Source organism: Paenibacillus polygoni, assembly GCF_030263935.1.
Lineage (GTDB): Bacteria > Bacillota > Bacilli > Paenibacillales > Paenibacillaceae > Paenibacillus > Paenibacillus polygoni.
In genome coordinates, this window is the sequence record NZ_CP127162.1 from 4,883,504 (window position 1) to 4,900,238 (window position 16,735).

Sequence of the window (16,735 nt, forward strand, 5' to 3'; positions counted from 1 at the left end):
TAAGGTTCACCTTAACATTCTAATGACTAACTTTTAATATATTTTTTCCGTATCCACTATTACCTTAGATTGATCTGTATTACCAATTTTATAATTTTCTTCTGTAACTACTATAGAAAAGAGCATCCTCCGGTCGGACGATGCTCTTGGTTCTTCTTAGTCTGTAGACTATCTACCCATATGTAACACATGGCAAATGTTCACCAATACTGCAAATAATAATTTTTTCACGTTCATAATCTATATGGAAATATATTCTATTATTATAGGCAGCGCCTTTTATATGATAACTGACGATTATAGTTTTACCAAATGGAGTTCTAAATGTATGCTGTTTTTCATATGTTCGGAGTGTTGATTCGCTTTCAGGTGATGTATTTGGAAGATCACGATAATCAAAACCTTTCCAATCCCAACTTGAAAAATAATGTTCTAGAATTAATATTTTTTTTATTGACTCAACTAATAATATTCGTTCAACTTTTAAAATTTGCTTTTTCACATTATCACAAAAGACTAAAGTCGGAAATAAAATCTCTTTTTTTTCCCATAATTCAATGTTATGCCTTATATTTAGTGCATCCTGTCTGTTTAAATAATCAATAATGTCTCTAATCTCTACCTCTAATACATGCTCAGGTGTGGAGAGATGATATATAGTAGCATCTTCAGTAATATAGTTTGCATCAATATCTAGAAAGCAATGCAGACCAACAATAGTAGATTCAGAAAATTTTTTCGATAGAAAGCTTAATGCAATATGTTGCTCTTTATAACATTTCAGCAACGATTGTGACTTGTCGCCATTATTTAATATAAAGTCTCCTTCTTGAATATCATTAGTACAAATCACTTCTGATTTGTTCAATATACTAAGAAATAATTGATACTCGCTTCTTAAATCTGGATTAGCTTTGATTTCATTCCGCCAATGATAAATATAATATCCTTTAGATAATTCAATATTATTAAAATCTATTTCCTCAGGTATTAATATACTACCCGATATCCCTTGATTTATAGCACTTTTAATTGTATTAATAAGTCCTCTCATTTTAATTATAGATTGATATTTATCTTTCGATAGTTCTATTGAGGATAACTCATTTAGTAACATCCGCGCATTACCCATTTAGAACAACTCCTCAATTGCCTTATCCCACTCGTCAAAAAAACCATCAGGCCAATATGTTAACCTTCCATCTCTCTTAATTTCGGGGGTATGAACAACATGGGTAATATCGTTTGATAAGACCCTCTCAAAAAACATGATATTAACATCATTGTTATTAATTTGTTCGTTTTTAATCGACAATCTAATTCCATTCAAGACATGATCACTATGCGTCTCAACAATAACTTGAATTCCACCCGCTGCAGCTAATGAAATCAATTCGCCCATTTTCCTTTGTCCTGCTGGGTGTAAGTGAGCTTCTGGATTTTCTATGATTACAATGTCATTTTTCCTGGCCTTTAGTAAAGAAAGTATAACAGGTAACACATATGTTATTCCAAACCCTACATTAGCTGGCCTATAAAAATTGCTAACCTCGGTTTCATTTATTCTAAAACGATATTTCAATGAAACCAGTTCTGTGTTTAGATGCTTATCTACATCAAGTTGTGTGTTAGGTACAATTAAATTGAACCACCCATGTAGCTGATTCTTCAGATATTTTTCCGGTATATGGTTTAATATAAGCTCTTCATTTTGAACTTCATCTAGTGAAAATTCCGATAAATATTGAATTGAATATTCCCCACCGTTACCAAGTTGTCTCCTATGAATAACATTATAATCAGATTCTGGATACACACTTTTGGGAGCTATTCTAAGTGCACTAATATATTGGATATTATCGATTATTTTAGTAAAACTACCAAGATCACCATTTATTTCTTTTATTGGCAAGAAACTTTTATCCAAATGATAGCTATAATTAAAGGTTATATCTTTATCGTCATATCTATAACCTAATTTTATATTTTTTTCATCTCCGAACTCACAAAGAAGGTCCTTACCGGTACCTAATTCAACCATATCTCCATTTAAAACAAGTCCTTCTGTCAGCATCTTCTGGTGTGCTGCTTGGATAGGAAGTAGTAAAGATTGTATAAAAGTAGACTTTCCTGTCCCATTGAGACCTGATAATACATTTAGACTCTTTAATTTGAAGGACTGATCTTTAAAACATTTAAAATTCTTTAGTTCAACTCTCTCTATCATTAATTACTTCCTCCAATATATACCTTATCGTTCTGAATCTTCCTCTAACATATCCTTCAAAACTTCCATTCAATGAGTCCTCAAAGGATGAGCTAGTACTCAGTTTAGTCATAAATGCATTATCAATCTTGCTTCCTCTATCAATTGCCATTTTAATTTGTTGATCAGTTAGTTTTGCTAGTTCAACAGACCACGACTCAAATAGTGCTTTATTAATTGGATTTCTTCTCGACTTGTCAAATTGTTTCCTAAATGCAAACATTCCAAATATCTTAAATGCCAGCTCCATAGATTTCTTGAATTTAAGCTCTAAATCGATCAATTCATGTGAAGTAAGCTTGTTAAGACGTTTCATACCTTCAATTAGAAAGTCATCAATACTTCCTTTATACTGCTCCTCGCCTAATAGATAAAAGGAACAAAACCTTAAGACAAATTCCCTATCTAACATACGATCGGTTTTGATACTGCCATATGTAGCATGTTTAAATTCTTCACTTTCTGCTAATTTCTTTAAAAAAGATGTTGCTTGTCCTTGGTAAAGTGCATGCCTTATTTCTTGCGGCTCTAACTTTAATCCCCCTGTATTTATCCGCTTAAATATATTAAATTTCAGATTTTCTGGTGTTCCTGGACTAATGACATAAGCAATAATTTGAGTTTCTTCAATTCGTCGTGTATGTGTTCTTGTTAAATCATCAAATCCAAATCCATCTAAATCTCTAAGAAATTCTAGATTCGTGAGACGCATAGATTTATCTACGAAAAATTCCTTGATAACAGACAATCTTTGAAGACCGTCAATTATAAGCCAATTTGAATTATTAGAACCATCAAAATAAAAAGCAGGTAAAGGAACTCTCAATAGTAACGACTCAATTAGTCGACTCTTTTGTTCCGAATTCCAAAGTCCTGATTTTCGTTGAAAATCAGGAAAAAGGTCAATTTCATCATTTTCCAACCGTTTTATTAATAAATCAAAAGTTAGAGTATTCATTGCTATATCTACTTTCGATGGATCAAAGGGTGTCATAGAATTGTTTGAATCATCATTTTCCTCTTCTACATCCTCCATTTGCACTTGTAGCCCTGCAGCTTCAATGTAATTTACCACATCAGTAATCGATATTAAATTCTCATGCATATTTTTTTCATTAGCATAAAATATATCCGCAATAATAGAAAAACTAATTCCTGTGGGTTTACTTTTCTTACGCTGTATTGAACTTACTATTTTATCCAAGTCGTCTTTTAATCTTTTATTTGTTTCGATCATAAAATAATACCCCCATAAATATATTCTTATTGTATATCTTCTATATATTAGGTGAAAATGAAGTTAGGAGGGGAGTTTATGGACAAATATATCATCGAAATCTCAATGAGCCCTGATGAAGTTCACATACTTAATCCATATTTTTGGTGTGTTTTAAAACTTCATGAAACAACTTGGGTGAATGATGGCTTCGGATGGAGTATTAGCCCAGAAGATGCATGGACTGAAGCAAATAAATACTACCAAAACAAATGAAAATAATGGTATTTATGATTATATATTAACTCACAAAATATGTGAATTCAAGGCATTAATATTATTCTAAATCACGTCTTATACAGCAATCGTTCACATCTAAGTTTAAAATAAAAAGAACTTCGGTGCTCTCCATTCTAAGTTAGCTTCATTCCAGAATGTTATCTAAAGAAACCGAATTTCAGCTGTTTTGCTCCACAAGAACATTTTCGCTCTACTTATGATACGGTTCCCCACGGTTAATCTTCACCGCACGGTAAATCTGCTCCACAAGCACAAGGCGCATGAGCTGATGCGGTAGAGTCATTCGTCCGAAGCTCAAACGCTGCTGTGCACGTCGAAGCACCGCATTCGAGAGTCCATTGCTGCCGCCAATTACAAAGACGATATGGCTTGTCCCATAAGTAGCAAGCTTATCGATCTCGGCAGCTAAATCTTCCGAACTCCACAGCTGACCATCCAGTGCTAATGCAATCACATGGGCATCGCCCTTGATATGACCAAGGATCTTCTCCCCCTCACGGTCCTTCACATTCTGAATCTCCGCATCACTCATGTTCTCAGGAGCTTTTTCGTCCGGTACTTCAATCACCTGAAACTTGATATAAGGTGCGAGGCGTTTTGCATACTCCTGAATGCCCTGTACTAAATATTTCTCTTTTAATTTTCCTACACTAATAATTTGAATAAACATCCTTATGCTTACCTCCTATATAAAACGGCTTTTACCGCTATGTACTGACCCTGCTGCTTTCCTCTTTATGCTCCGCTCATCTTCTTAATCCACTTACCATCTACGTTATATATACAAGCAAAAAGAGCGCAAACTTCACGCTCTCCCCATGTTAACTATTCGACTATATCCGTGCGAAGCATGAACCTCTTAGACCACTAGGAACTCCGCGTTGTTATCACATTCTGAGCACTTTACCGGCGGGTCCCAGTCGGAGAATTCGGTTTCTTTCAAATCTACAATATCGGGTGCATCCTCGAATTCATCAACAAACTGGTCAATGGCATGCTCCACATGATCTTTACATACGGTGTACATTCACTCAAGCATCCTTTCTGTCTTTACCCTTCTTACGGCTGTGTCCTTATGCTTCAAGGCAAACGCCCTCACATATGGACATGCTCCTTCTCTTGTTCTACCACACCTGCGCTTGAAAAGAAACCCTTTATCCTTTTTCTCTCCTAACAATGGGGTAGAACAAGACTTTTCCACGTGACTTTTTCTGCTGCCTATGTGTAGGCTTCCCAGATTGAGTAACCTGCCATGCATGCTCAGAAAATAAAGAGCAAAAAATAAAAACGGCTTCCACCTGCCCGGGGAAAACCGTTTTCGCTCTAGTGCTATTCATTAGGTTTATCTGTAAGCTTAGCGGAAACTTCCGTCAGCTCCCCATCACGATAAAACTTTATTTTGAGTTCCTCGCCAATTTTCTTCTTCTCATACAGGTGCTTACGCAGATCGAGTGTTGATTTAATCTTCTTTCCATCAAACTCCACAATGACGTCATTCATCTTAAGCCCTGCTTCGTCTGCTGGACCGGATGATTCAAGCACGATCACGCCTTCTTCAACGGAATCAGGCAGCTTCATCTCTTCCCGCTGTTCTTTATCAAGCGGAGCGTAAGGACTGGTTAAATCTACGGTGTATACACCAAGATAAGGACGAGATACTTTTCCATCCCCCATCAGATCATCGACAATCGTCATCACATCATGCGTTGGAATTGCGAACCCTAGCCCTTCCACGCCCGTATCTGCAATCTTCATCGTGTTGATCCCAACCAAATTGCCCTCTAAATCAACCAAGGCACCGCCGCTGTTTCCTTCATTAATGGCAGCATCCGTCTGAATAACCGACTGTTCCCAGTCATATATTCCATCCTGATTAATCGAGACCGGAATCTGACGATCAATATAGCTTACAATCCCTCTTGTCATCGTTCCGCCAAGTCCTAATGGGTTTCCGATAGCAAGTACGGTCTGACCTCGGCGCAGTTTGGTAGAATCTCCGAGCTCCACTGCTGTATTAATCCCGCTGCTATCAATGGACAGCACAGCAATATCACTGATTCGGTCTTTACCAATCAGTTCTGCCTCTTTGGATACCCCGTCTACGGTTACAGCTTCTAGGTTCTCCCCACGATCGACAACATGATGATTAGTCATGATATATGCTTTCTTACCTTCAATTTTAAAAATAACGCCCGACCCTAAAGCTGAATCCGAAATTTTAGAACCTTCAACGTCTTTATGGCTCACAATACTTACTACAGCTGGACGCACCTTATCTCCCGCTTGCATGATTTGCGTCTCGTAAGAGTCAGTCCCTCCGCTCGCATAGGAACTTTGTCCGGCAAAAGCCATTTGTGTATTCCCTGGATATACAATCCACGCAAATAAAGACACAGATACAATGGCACTAATCACCGAGCTGATTACAGCAACCTGAATCGTTGAAAAAGTGGAAGATTCCGTATTCTTTACTGTTTTCGGCCACCATCTTTTGCGGCTGACTCTAATTCGATTTGGAAGATTTCCGGTCCGTTTTGATACTTTGGTGGAATAAAACTCGTCGTCAAACAATCCCATTGGATTCTCTCCCCTCGTATCACTTGCATCAAGACCGTTTACTGCCTTAATACGTGCTTATTTCTCAGTTCACATGAATAATGATTTATAAATTGCTACAAGTTTCATATCTTCTCTACTATAGTTAACCCATTTAAAACGGAAAAGTTTCGAAAAAAAGGGGAAGTAATCATTCTCTATAACATATATCACCATCATTTTACCGCTTTAAGCGCGGCAACGTAAATGGATTATAAACCTCATTTTTTGTCCGAGTAACCGAAAAAACAAGGTCTTTATTCCCAATTTTATACCAAGCTAAAATCCTAAAAAAGCTTCCTTAGCATAGCATGACCCTTCCTTCTCTAGAAACAGGAAAAAACAGGAATGTTTTTGCCCCTGTCTGACTACAATACAATTAAGAGCTTACTAGAGTCACTGAAAGTTTCATATAAGGGAAAGCCCAAATCAGAAGGAGGAATCATAATGAATCGTGTATACACAGCTATGGAAGAGGTAGGTCTTGCCGCCAAGTTAGCAGATCTCAAAGAAGAACATTACCGCAACACGCTTGCGTTAAGCACCATCATTGAATTGCTCATCGAAAAAAACATCCTTACCCGGGAAGAGGTAGAAAAAAAAGCTGCCGACCTCGACAGCTTTATGGAGAACTCACCTTATCCCACGGTGTAGGCCGGTCATAATACGTTTCGCAAAGTTGGAATTCGCTATCCTTATAGAAGCATCCTCGTTCTTCCATTGCATTTCGTACCGTAAGTTTGGCGAGCTCCATCATATTATGATCACGGCTCAGATGAGCCAAATATACACGTTTTGTAATTCCATTCATCAGTTCGCTAAGAGCAGCACCTGCAGCTTCATTAGATAGATGACCAAGGTCGCCCATAATCCGTCTCTTGGTATTCCAAGGGTAACGTCCCATTCGCAGCATATCAATATCATGATTGGCTTCTAGTACCATGACATCTGCATCTGAGATCGCATCGCGGACTTTATCACTCATATAGCCAAGATCGGTTGCCACACTAAGCTTCTCTTTACCATCATAGAAAGAATAGCCTACAGGCTCTGCTGCATCATGAGAAATACCAAACGACTCCACGCGAAGTGATTTAAACTCTGTTACCTCTCCGCTCTCCAAAAATCGTATGTTTTCCTCAGCGATTTTACCAATCGATTTTTGCATTGCTTTCCATGTGTTCGTATTCGCATAGATCGGCAAATTATATTTCCGCGCTACCGCACCAAGACCCCGAATATGGTCTGAATGTTCATGTGTAACTAAAATTCCGTCCAGTTGTGAACCCAGCATGTCCCGCTCTAGCATGAGTTCATCGATTCGCTTCGCACTGAGTCCTGCATCTATTAATAAAGCCGTATCATCATTACGAACGACTGTCGCATTCCCTGTCGAACCACTCGACAACACGGTAAAACGTATCCCCATAACTCATTACTCCTCCGATTTATCTGTCTTCGGACTAATCACCTCTCCGCTGATGCCCTGAACATAATAGGTCTGCCCGCCTTCGAGCACAAATCTCCACGCAGGGGCTGCCACTTGGCTGTCCGAGTTAAACTCCTCACCATAATATCCAAGCGTGATATCCTGTACGACCGCTTCATTTGGTAAAAAAAGCTCGACCAGCGTACCAAGCGCCTTGGAAGCCGGAAGCACTTGTTGTTCTTCTTCAAATGTTGACATCTCAATCGGTGATTGCCGGTAAGCTGTAATCTTTTGATTTGAATAATATAACTCTAAATTCACATGAAAAAGAGGCCATTTCTGCTCCGCAAGCGGATGTAAAATAAATCGGTCTGAAGCATCCAGATTCGCAAGCGGGTCCAGTTTATACTGATTAATATCTGGAATTGTCTTTTTCAGCGCAGCTGCCATTTCTTTTTCAGAAAACACAAGTTTACTATCAATAGGCTGATCAAGCTGTACGATCCCCGCTGCCTTGTCTCCATTAAGATATCGATAGGTCAGCTTTGGCATAACAGGCGTGTCGCTTGGAATGGGCGCAAGAATCTGAATCCCCTTCTCCTCCATCAGTCGCTGTGTACTGTCCCCAAGAGAAGTATAGTCAAGATTTGAGCCGGCCGATTCCCGTGCATCCACCCACAACTGATAACCCAGAACCAGGTTCAGCAGCAGAAAAGCATATATTAATACATTCTTGGCACGGCCAAAGTCCATCTTTTCACCTCATTTCATTATAGACCACCTGTACAGGCCAGTCCAAGGGGTAACCACTTTTTACTTCTCCTCGAGCGTCCTTACTTCCCCTGTACTCAGTTTAACAGTCCACACAGGGATGAGTTTCATTCCTGCCTCTGTCGGCAGTGGATGATAAGCGGGGTATACACTAACCACTTCTGTATCTCCAGCGACTTCTTCGATCTGCTGTTCCAGTTCTTCCCCGTAAGGAAGCTGTACCATCTGCTTATCGATTTCTTCTCCCTCTCTTAAATAGAGCAGGGAACGTTCGTAGGTAGCAACAGACTCTTTCTGCACATCAAGATACATATGTTCAAATCCATACTGCGGCAGATCGAGGATCTGATAGCTGTCATAATAGGGAAGTAAATTAATCTCCGTACTTTGATTCTCCGTATTCATGGTAAGCTGGTAGGTTCCGTTAAAACCGCCATACTGATTCACAAAATCAACCGCTGCAAGCACGTCCTTCGTCCGGTCGACTTCACTTGTCAGCACAGCTGCCGGGTCATTATAACTAATCCAGCGCTGGTTATATTTCACCTGCAAGCTTCGCTTGCTGTCTGTATAAATTTCTGATCCATCTTTCTCCTGAATATTTCGCGTCATACTCGGGTCAAAGAATAGACTGCGCTGCATTTGTTCTACCGTATACTGACCTGCCTTAATCTCTACTTGAAGTACTTCAAGCGGTTCTTCTGGAATATAGTATCCGTCATCAGTCAGCTGATAAGGAGTCCAGCCCGTCCCAAAATCCACATGCTGCAGCACATCCTGCACTGTTAAGTCCACATCTGAAGCCTCATAAACGACATCCCCCCGAGCGCTGAAGAACAGAGCGTGTACCTTGGGGTCTTTATCGGTAGTATAGATCCATATCTTATGAATCGTTTCTCCCTGAAAAAGAGGGTCTGGATCAAGCTGCATAACCCGCTGCAACAGCGATACAGGAATACCCCCGTCAAATGACAGCTCCATGCCCGGATGCTTCTTCTTCAGTTCCTCCCAATCCGCAGAATCTACACTCTGCCTTTCAAAATCACCGAAATTTCGGCCTTGAAGCCGTGAATAGATGAGCTGATAAAAGGTGGATTCCGGATAAAAAATCGTATGCTTATCCTTTCCCATATGAATGATCATCTGATCAGGAAATAATAGATTCTCTACTCGCTGTTCCTGCCCCATATTCTCGGTCTTGATGTAGTTAGATTCACTATTCACGATGGAGTAACTTCCGGGCAGACGGTAAATAAGAAAATAACTCTGAACAAGACTGGCTGTGATCAGCAGTACTAATACCGTGTTTTTCAGACCTTCCTTCATGAATAGCCCCTCTCTTCCTGTACAAGAGGCAGAATGAACGTAACTCTTGTTCCTTTTCCAAACTCAGACTCAAGTTCAATGTCGCCGCCATGTGCTTTGACGATTTCCCGGGCAATCGATAAACCAAGCCCCGTACCGCCCATACTGCGAGCTCTTCCTTTTTCCACACGATAGAATCGTTCGAAGATGCGTTCAATGTCCTTTTTAGGAATGCCGATCCCGGTATCTTCAACCGATATGGCTACCCCTTTTTCTACAAGGGAAGCAGCCAAGGTGACACTCCCCCCCTCATTCGAATACTTGAGCGCATTAGATACTAGATTATCGAGAAGCTGATCGATCTGATCCCGATCCATGGGTACTTCCGGAACTCCCCGCTCTACAATGACCGCAATACTCATGTGTTTCTGCTGCATCTGGAATGAGAAGCGATCAGCCACCTCTTCCAGCACATCAATGATCGGAGTAAGCTGCTTACGAAGCGGGGCTTCACTAGAGTCAAGCCGTGACAGATGAAGGAGATCGGTAACCAGTCTGATCATCCGCTCCGTTTCATTTTGGATCACCCCAACAAAACGTCCTCCTAGTTCAGGGTCTTCAATTGCTCCATCATCGAGTGCTTCTGCATAGCTTTTGATCGTTGTCAGCGGAGTTCTCAGCTCATGGGACACATTAGCCACAAACTCACGCCGTGATGCCTCAAGCTCCTCCTGTTCCGTCACATCCTGAAGCACGATAATAGTACCTGTTCCGCCATGCCCTCGCCGGTGGACAGGGGTAAATGTAACCCGAATCACGAGTGATCCATCCTGACCTTGGGGGTGAATTTGTAAAAGCGTAGAAGCAGTAATGCCGCTCAGCATCGTCTCCGCTTCCTCCACATCAAGTCCGAGCAGGACAGCAAAATGCCTTCCGGTCATTGCAGATTCGTCGGCACCCAGCATGAGACTGGCACGTTTATTCACGAGAATAATACGTCCAAGCTCGTCCGTAGCGACAACGCCGTCACTCATATTCGCAAGGATCGAGGACAGCTTTTCTTTTTCCTCTTCGTTCTCGGATAGTGCCGTTCGTAAACGGCTTGTCATATAATTAAAAGCTTTGCTGAGCTGCCCGATCTCATCGGTCCCATGCACTGGCATTTTAGTGCGAAAATCGCCTTCCGCAACAGCATTTGCCTTTCGTGTTAGTTCCTTGATCGGGGCTGTAATGGTATGGGATAGAATGACACCGAGCACAGCAGTCAGACCAAGCGCGATCATGACTCCGGATATAAAAATATTATTGATCCGCTCCATTGTTGTGTATAATTCGTTCATCGATGCCGCAATATAGACAGCACCGACGATTTTTCCTCCCGAGGAGACCGGCTTGGCTACTACTTTTTTACGTACATTATCTTCATCAATCACATTTTCTTCATTATCCCGAATTCCTTGCAGTGCCCGGCTGACCACGGTTTGTGTGTTTTTACGGCCTATGTAATTGTTGTGCGAGCTAAGGGTTGTTGTCAGCACACGACCGCTTGCATCAAGCACCTGAATCTCTGCACCGCTAATATTAAAAAGATTATTTACCAGTGTCCCTAGACTCTCGGTTCGATCTTCCCCAGCATCCCCGTCTCCGGTTACGAGGGTTTCTGCTACAAGTACAGACAGCATTTCAGCACGTGCGTGTAAGTCTTCTGTAAAGTTGCTGGTCAGCGACGTTTTCATCGCACTAACAAAGTAGACACCGATCAGCTGCATTGCTACCAGAATGAGAAGCACATATACAATAATCAGTTTGGCCTGGACAGTACGAAAAAAAGAAGTCCATTTCATCTACAAAACTCCGCTCTTGGAACCTCGAATCAAATAACCAAGTCCCCTGCGTGTCACAATCGTTTCCGGTTTACTTGGATTTTCTTCAATCTTCTCTCTCAGACGCCGAATCGTCACATCCACTGTTCTCACATCACCAAAATATTCAAACCCCCATACTGCCTGCAGCAAATGTTCTCTCGTCATCACTTTGCCTGCATTCTTGGCCATATAATAGAGCAGTTCATATTCGCGGTGGGTCAGATCAAGTGCTGCTCCGCCTTTATAAGCCGTATACATATCGGTATCAAAATAAAGGTCATGTAATTTCAGCCCCTGCTGTTCTTCTGCCGAAGAGGAAGTATCCACTTGAATCTGTGGTTTTTGTTGTCTTCGCATTTGTGCTTTTACCCGGGCCAGCAGCTCTCTTGTACTAAATGGTTTCGTGACATAATCGTCCGCTCCGAGTTCAAGTCCTAACACCTTATCAATCTCTGAATCTTTAGCCGTCAGCATAATAATGCGGGTCTCAAGCTGTGCTCTTACCTCCCGGCAGACATCCATTCCGTCCTTACCTGGGAGCATTAAATCCAGCAAAATTAGATCCGGTTGTTCAGACAATGCAAGTTCCACGGCCTGTATGCCGTCAAAGGCACAAGTAACCTGATATCCCTCTTTCTCCAGGTTAAATTTAAGGATATCTGCGATTGGTTGTTCATCATCTACTACGAGAATCTTTCCTTGCATACAATCGCTCCGCTCCAACGTTTATTTTGTGAAAAAGACCTCGGTCTTATTTATCTGCTTAATACGATCTATTTTAACACACCTAAACCGGCAGATTCACTAGGTGAAAAGGTCTCCTTTCTCACACAAAAAAGCATGATCTGTCTCTATACAGACCATGCTTCAGATTGTAGACAAAAGGCATTCGGAATGTATTCATTCTGAGTGCCTTTTGTCATTTCTACTTCTTTTCATGAATAAATCAGGTGGAAACCCGCCTGATTTACGCTGGAATTGGTCTGTTCCACGACCATCTGGCGATTTTCTTCAAATTCATGGCAGCAAACGTAAGCATCGCCTGCATGGACAATTTTTTTAGCCCTCGCAGGGTTGTCCATCGCATGCCATGCTTTTCTTTTGCATCTGCAAATACCCGTTCCACCGTTTCTTTTCGTTTTGCATAGATTTGTTTTACATGCTGGTGGTGTCTTAGATGCTCTACTTCTTCTAAGTGGTTTTGCCATACATGTCGCGTCACTACTTTTTGGTGGTTCTTGCTCCCTGTACACATGGATAAATAATGACACGATTTACAAATTTCTTTTGGAGATTTGTATTCTCGGTACCCCTCTTTATTGGTGGTCGAGTAAGGTAATACCACGTTAGCAGGACATAAATAGGCGTCAAAATATTCATCATACACGTAGTCATCTTTTCGAAAACCTTCTTTTTGAGAACGCGGACGTGTATAAGGCAGCGCCGGAGTAACCCCTTGCTCCAACAAATATTTGCTAATCCAAGGTGTTTTGTAGGCAGCATCGGCTGCCACTGCTACAGGTTTCCCAATCTTTTCTTTTACCATTTCTACGAGGGGTGCAAGCAAGTGGCTGTCATGTTCATTTCCGGGAGTGACGATGTTACCGAGTACAAATCCGTTTCGGTCTACTGCTGCGTGAAACGAATAAGCAAATTGTTTGGTCCGTTCATCTTTGACATAGTAGCCGCTATCGGGATCTGTAGTGCTTTGTTTAATTTCCTTTTCTTCTTCTTTTTTAAAAGAGTCCGGAGGAAACGGCTTTTTATCATGGTCGTCCCGATCTTGGTTAATTTCCTCTTCCAGTTTGCGTTGATATGCTCTTGTTTCTTTGCGTACAACCTTCTTTTCGAATTTCCGTTTATTCGCACTCGCTTTTACGTGTGTAGAATCGATGAAAACATGCTCCGCGCTGAGTAAATGTTTCTCAGCTGCAGTCCGCAAAATACGGTAGAAAATCTGTTCGAATAGATCTGTATCTTTAAAACGACGTTCGTAGTTCTTTCCAAAGGTAGAGAAATGCGGAACTTTATCATAAAATCCATAGCCCAGAAACCAACGATACGCCATGTTGGTTTGAACTTCTTCGATCGTTTTTCGCATGGAACGAATACCAAAGGTATATTGAATAAGAGGTAATTTAATTAAGATGACCGGATCGATGCTAGGTCGTCCAATTTCCGAATAATGATCCTGAACCAAGTCGTAGATGAAAGAAAAGTCGATCGCCGATTCGATTTTGCGAACCAAATGATCTTCTGGAACGAGTTGATCTAGAGCAACCATTTCAAGTTGGTCACGTTGAGTGGAGGATTGTTTCGTTAGCAAGATTGTCACCTCAAATAAAATAGTTGCTTCTATTGTAAAATAAAAAAGACTGCAGGCAAACTAGTTTAAGCTAGTTTGTCTACAGTCTGAAGCATGATCTGTCTCTATACAGACCATGCTTTCCTATTTTACGGCAGATATTTCATTGGATTCTGCGCAACGCTGTCTTTTTTAATCTCAAAATGAAGATGTGTCCCTGTCGAGCGACCGGTATTACCCATCACACCGATGGCTTCGCCTTTCTCAACAATCTGGCCTACCTTCACATCGATACTCTTTAAGTGTCCATACACCGTTTCGTAGCCATTACGGTGATTAATAATAATGACGTTTCCATACCCGCTTTGCTGCCCGGCAAAAGTAACGACTCCTTCGTCTGATGCTTTAATCGAACGTTCTCCGACAAGGTCAATTCCTTTGTGCTGTCTGCCCCATCGCTGTCCAAAGCTGCTGCTGATGACCGCATTCGATACGGGCCAGGTAAACACGCCGCTGCCCTCCCCGGTTACTTTCGTTCCCTGTATTACAATCTCACTTACCGAAGCTTCCAATACTTCTTGTCCAAGCCATTCTTCCTTAACGACTTCGCCATTCTCTTTGGTAATCCGGTAGCTCATTTGTTTTCGTCCTGTTTTCCCTTCACGAACTACTTTGGTTACTCCTGATTTAAGCTCGTCGCTTTTACGAACTTCTACCTGTGGTTCGGTAATGACTTCTTCAACCACATGTTCTACCGTTGTTACCGTAAGTGCTGGTTTCAGTGCAAGAACAGTAATCTGCTGTCCCACCTTAATGAAATCATTTTTGATGTCTGGATTTAGGGAACGAATTTCAGCGAGTTTCATTTGATGAGCCTTAGCTATAGAGGATAAGGTGTCCCCTTCTTTGACCTGATAAGAAAACTCTTCTTGAGTACCTTCGGTTAAAAGCTGAATTGCTTCCTCGTCTGTTAACACTTTATTCGGGTCAGCTGCCACTTCTCTTACTGCTACTTCTTCCTTAAGCTTTATAGAAGCGAGAGTAACCTGCTCTTCTTTAGCCTTAGATGTTTCCTCTTCTGACGAAGTAAAAGCAGCGACCGCTTTCACTTTTAGGCCAGCATCTGAAGACTCCGTCTTTGCCTCGGCCGGAATATACATATCTTTTACGCGCTCCAGAATCTGCTCTGCTGTTTCTTGATCTTTTACAATCGCGACCACTTTGTCTCCTACTTTAAGTTCAGCGCCTTCCGCATAAGCCGTAATCATTCCATCCAGCTTGGACAGCGTTTCTTCCGTAGTAATGCTTGCTGGCTTACTCGAACGGATCTTCTTGAGCGAGATCGCCTCTGTATTCAGCTTCATCGTAACATCCGGGTATTTCTTCTCATACTCCTGTTTCTTCTGATCGTATAGCGAGAGCAGCTCTTCCTTACTAGATAAGGTTCCAATCAGCTCATCCTTCACATATACGTTGTAATATGGAGTTGTAAGTAACTGATGACCTGCAAATCCTACAGATAACATCATAAAAAAACCTGCTGCAGTAAGCAAAAACCATTTGCGCGGTTTCATAAAAAGCTTTTTAGTTATGGAAACCGATGTATTCGTGTTGTCTTTCGAACTGCTCATGATTCTCTCCTTTATGGTTACACGCCTTAGGTATCATCGAAATTGTCACCAGTGTATTATTTGTTATTAATGACATACTTATGAGTCATTTCATTCAATTTCATAGCTAAACTTCATATTTGTGTAAAAGTGTCAAAATTTTAACCTTTTGTCCACTTGTATACTCTATCATAGGTTTTCCTTGTCTAGCAACACGGGAAAACATGCCAAAAAACCCGCGACAAGCGCGGGTTTCCTGAACTTTCCTCTATTGTTCTGGTGTCAATATAGCCATAAGCTGCTTATACTCATCTTCTGTAAGGTACTTCGCTATCACCTGCTCCATATCTTGCAGTTCTTGTTCTGTAATCCCATTTTCCATGTTGCTTGCTATGAGCTGCATCTCATCCGTTGGTATTTTATTCATCAATAGATCAAAAACTTCGGTCTTCTCTTCATTCGGAATGGTGTCCTTATATTTAGCCATATCATCTGGTGACATAACCACAGGATCCTTTGTTTCTTCTGGATTGTCAGTACCTTCATCAGGACTTTCCGATAAATCAGGGGCTGAATCCTTGCCAGCACTCGAACTTTCAGGTGAGTTACTACTCTGCTTATTCGCTGCACGGTCCGGCACTTTTTTCTGTTCCTCTGTACTTTTTTCACTCGTATTGCTAGAGCTAGAGTTCATTCCTAAAGCACCCTGAAAAATAGAAGTCAGGCCTGTCGGCTGTCCCTCCCATGCAATATTAAAACTAGATAACAGAGACTCTACATAAGATTGTACAATAAGACCTGTTGTCAACAATGTAAGTGTACTTACCAGCATAACCGTTATTACTATTTTTCCGCACCATTTCAGCCATCTCATGATTTTAAATGCCTCCTACTGATCAAATTACTCTCCGCCCTGCCCCTCTTAAAGAGAAGTAGGAATTATAGAAGTGTATAAAATCAGTATTGACGCATGTGGCTCTATTCTATCCTTATTTCTTACCTCAATTTTATGAAATTGATTCTTTTACTAGAGATGAAGAATAATTCTGCTTTTTAACGAAAAAAGCTCTCCA

General features: G+C 41.1%; 16 protein-coding genes. 2 read left to right on the plus strand and 14 right to left on the minus strand.

Annotated elements, in window-relative coordinates:
* Positions 1 to 172 precede the first annotated feature (172 nt).
* Genes QPK24_RS23255 through QPK24_RS23265 form a run of 3 tightly spaced genes read right to left on the minus strand, consistent with a single transcriptional unit; the run spans position 173 to position 3,503 of the window.
* Positions 173 to 1,132 carry a hypothetical protein gene (locus QPK24_RS23255; RefSeq protein WP_285745155.1) on the minus strand — a complete coding sequence of 320 codons (960 nt, stop codon included), beginning with the start codon at positions 1,130 to 1,132 and terminating at the stop codon, positions 173 to 175.
* On the minus strand, positions 1,133 to 2,227 hold the full coding sequence (locus tag QPK24_RS23260) for an AAA family ATPase (protein ID WP_285745156.1): 1,095 nt from the start codon (positions 2,225 to 2,227) through the stop codon (positions 1,133 to 1,135).
* Positions 2,211 to 3,503, minus strand: coding sequence for a DUF262 domain-containing protein (locus QPK24_RS23265; RefSeq protein WP_285745158.1), 1,293 nt, complete (start codon positions 3,501 to 3,503; stop codon positions 2,211 to 2,213). The genes QPK24_RS23260 and QPK24_RS23265 overlap by 17 nt, the downstream gene beginning before the upstream one ends.
* Before the next feature lie 78 nt (positions 3,504 to 3,581).
* Between QPK24_RS23265 and QPK24_RS23270 the strand changes: the two genes are divergently transcribed.
* Positions 3,582 to 3,758: a hypothetical protein gene (locus tag QPK24_RS23270; protein ID WP_285745160.1), complete on the plus strand. Its 177-nt coding sequence runs from the start codon at positions 3,582 to 3,584 to the stop codon at positions 3,756 to 3,758.
* Positions 3,759 to 3,972: 214 nt separating this feature from the next.
* Here QPK24_RS23270 and rlmH read toward each other — a convergent pair whose 3' ends face one another.
* The 3 genes from rlmH to QPK24_RS23285 all read right to left on the minus strand — a co-directional run bounded on the left by rlmH (position 3,973) and on the right by QPK24_RS23285 (position 6,359).
* Positions 3,973 to 4,452 (minus strand): 23S rRNA (pseudouridine(1915)-N(3))-methyltransferase RlmH, encoded by a 480-nt coding sequence (gene rlmH, locus QPK24_RS23275; RefSeq protein WP_285745162.1) that lies wholly within the window; start codon positions 4,450 to 4,452, stop codon positions 3,973 to 3,975.
* 189 nt (positions 4,453 to 4,641) lie between these two features.
* Positions 4,642 to 4,809 (minus strand): CxxH/CxxC protein, encoded by a 168-nt coding sequence (locus QPK24_RS23280; RefSeq protein WP_160035581.1) that lies wholly within the window; start codon positions 4,807 to 4,809, stop codon positions 4,642 to 4,644.
* Between the two features lie 302 nt (positions 4,810 to 5,111).
* Complete coding sequence (locus tag QPK24_RS23285; protein ID WP_285745165.1) at positions 5,112 to 6,359, minus strand: S1C family serine protease; 1,248 nt, start codon at positions 6,357 to 6,359, stop codon at positions 5,112 to 5,114.
* A 465-nt stretch (positions 6,360 to 6,824) separates the two neighbouring features.
* Between QPK24_RS23285 and QPK24_RS23290 the strand changes: the two genes are divergently transcribed.
* A complete protein-coding gene (locus tag QPK24_RS23290) occupies positions 6,825 to 7,031 on the plus strand; it encodes a hypothetical protein (RefSeq protein ID WP_191802428.1) in 207 nt (68 codons plus the stop codon).
* Here QPK24_RS23290 and QPK24_RS23295 read toward each other — a convergent pair.
* From QPK24_RS23295 to QPK24_RS23330, 8 genes are all read right to left on the minus strand, one after another.
* Positions 7,000 to 7,806, minus strand: coding sequence for an MBL fold metallo-hydrolase (locus QPK24_RS23295; protein WP_160035575.1), 807 nt, complete (start codon positions 7,804 to 7,806; stop codon positions 7,000 to 7,002). The two genes, QPK24_RS23290 and QPK24_RS23295, sit on opposite strands and share 32 nt — an antisense overlap.
* Positions 7,807 to 7,812: 6 nt before the next feature.
* Positions 7,813 to 8,559 carry a two-component system regulatory protein YycI gene (gene yycI / locus QPK24_RS23300; RefSeq protein ID WP_285745169.1) on the minus strand — a complete coding sequence of 249 codons (747 nt, stop codon included), beginning with the start codon at positions 8,557 to 8,559 and terminating at the stop codon, positions 7,813 to 7,815.
* 60 nt (positions 8,560 to 8,619) lie between these two features.
* Complete coding sequence (locus tag QPK24_RS23305; RefSeq protein ID WP_285745171.1) at positions 8,620 to 9,903, minus strand: YycH family regulatory protein; 1,284 nt, start codon at positions 9,901 to 9,903, stop codon at positions 8,620 to 8,622.
* The gene (gene walK, locus QPK24_RS23310) at positions 9,900 to 11,726 is read right to left on the minus strand and encodes a cell wall metabolism sensor histidine kinase WalK (protein ID WP_285745173.1); all 1,827 of its coding nucleotides are present in this window, start codon (positions 11,724 to 11,726) and stop codon (positions 9,900 to 9,902) included. The genes QPK24_RS23305 and walK overlap by 4 nt, the downstream gene beginning before the upstream one ends.
* A complete protein-coding gene (gene yycF, locus QPK24_RS23315) occupies positions 11,727 to 12,452 on the minus strand; it encodes a response regulator YycF (protein WP_285745175.1) in 726 nt (241 codons plus the stop codon). It abuts the gene before it with no gap.
* 262 nt (positions 12,453 to 12,714) lie between these two features.
* A complete protein-coding gene (locus QPK24_RS23320; protein ID WP_285744158.1) occupies positions 12,715 to 14,073 on the minus strand; it encodes an IS1182 family transposase in 1,359 nt (452 codons plus the stop codon).
* A gap of 128 nt (positions 14,074 to 14,201) precedes the next feature.
* The gene (locus QPK24_RS23325; protein ID WP_285745177.1) at positions 14,202 to 15,683 is read right to left on the minus strand and encodes a peptidoglycan DD-metalloendopeptidase family protein; all 1,482 of its coding nucleotides are present in this window, start codon (positions 15,681 to 15,683) and stop codon (positions 14,202 to 14,204) included.
* Between the two features lie 247 nt (positions 15,684 to 15,930).
* Positions 15,931 to 16,536 (minus strand): hypothetical protein, encoded by a 606-nt coding sequence (locus QPK24_RS23330; RefSeq protein WP_285745179.1) that lies wholly within the window; start codon positions 16,534 to 16,536, stop codon positions 15,931 to 15,933.
* Positions 16,537 to 16,735 lie beyond the last annotated feature (199 nt).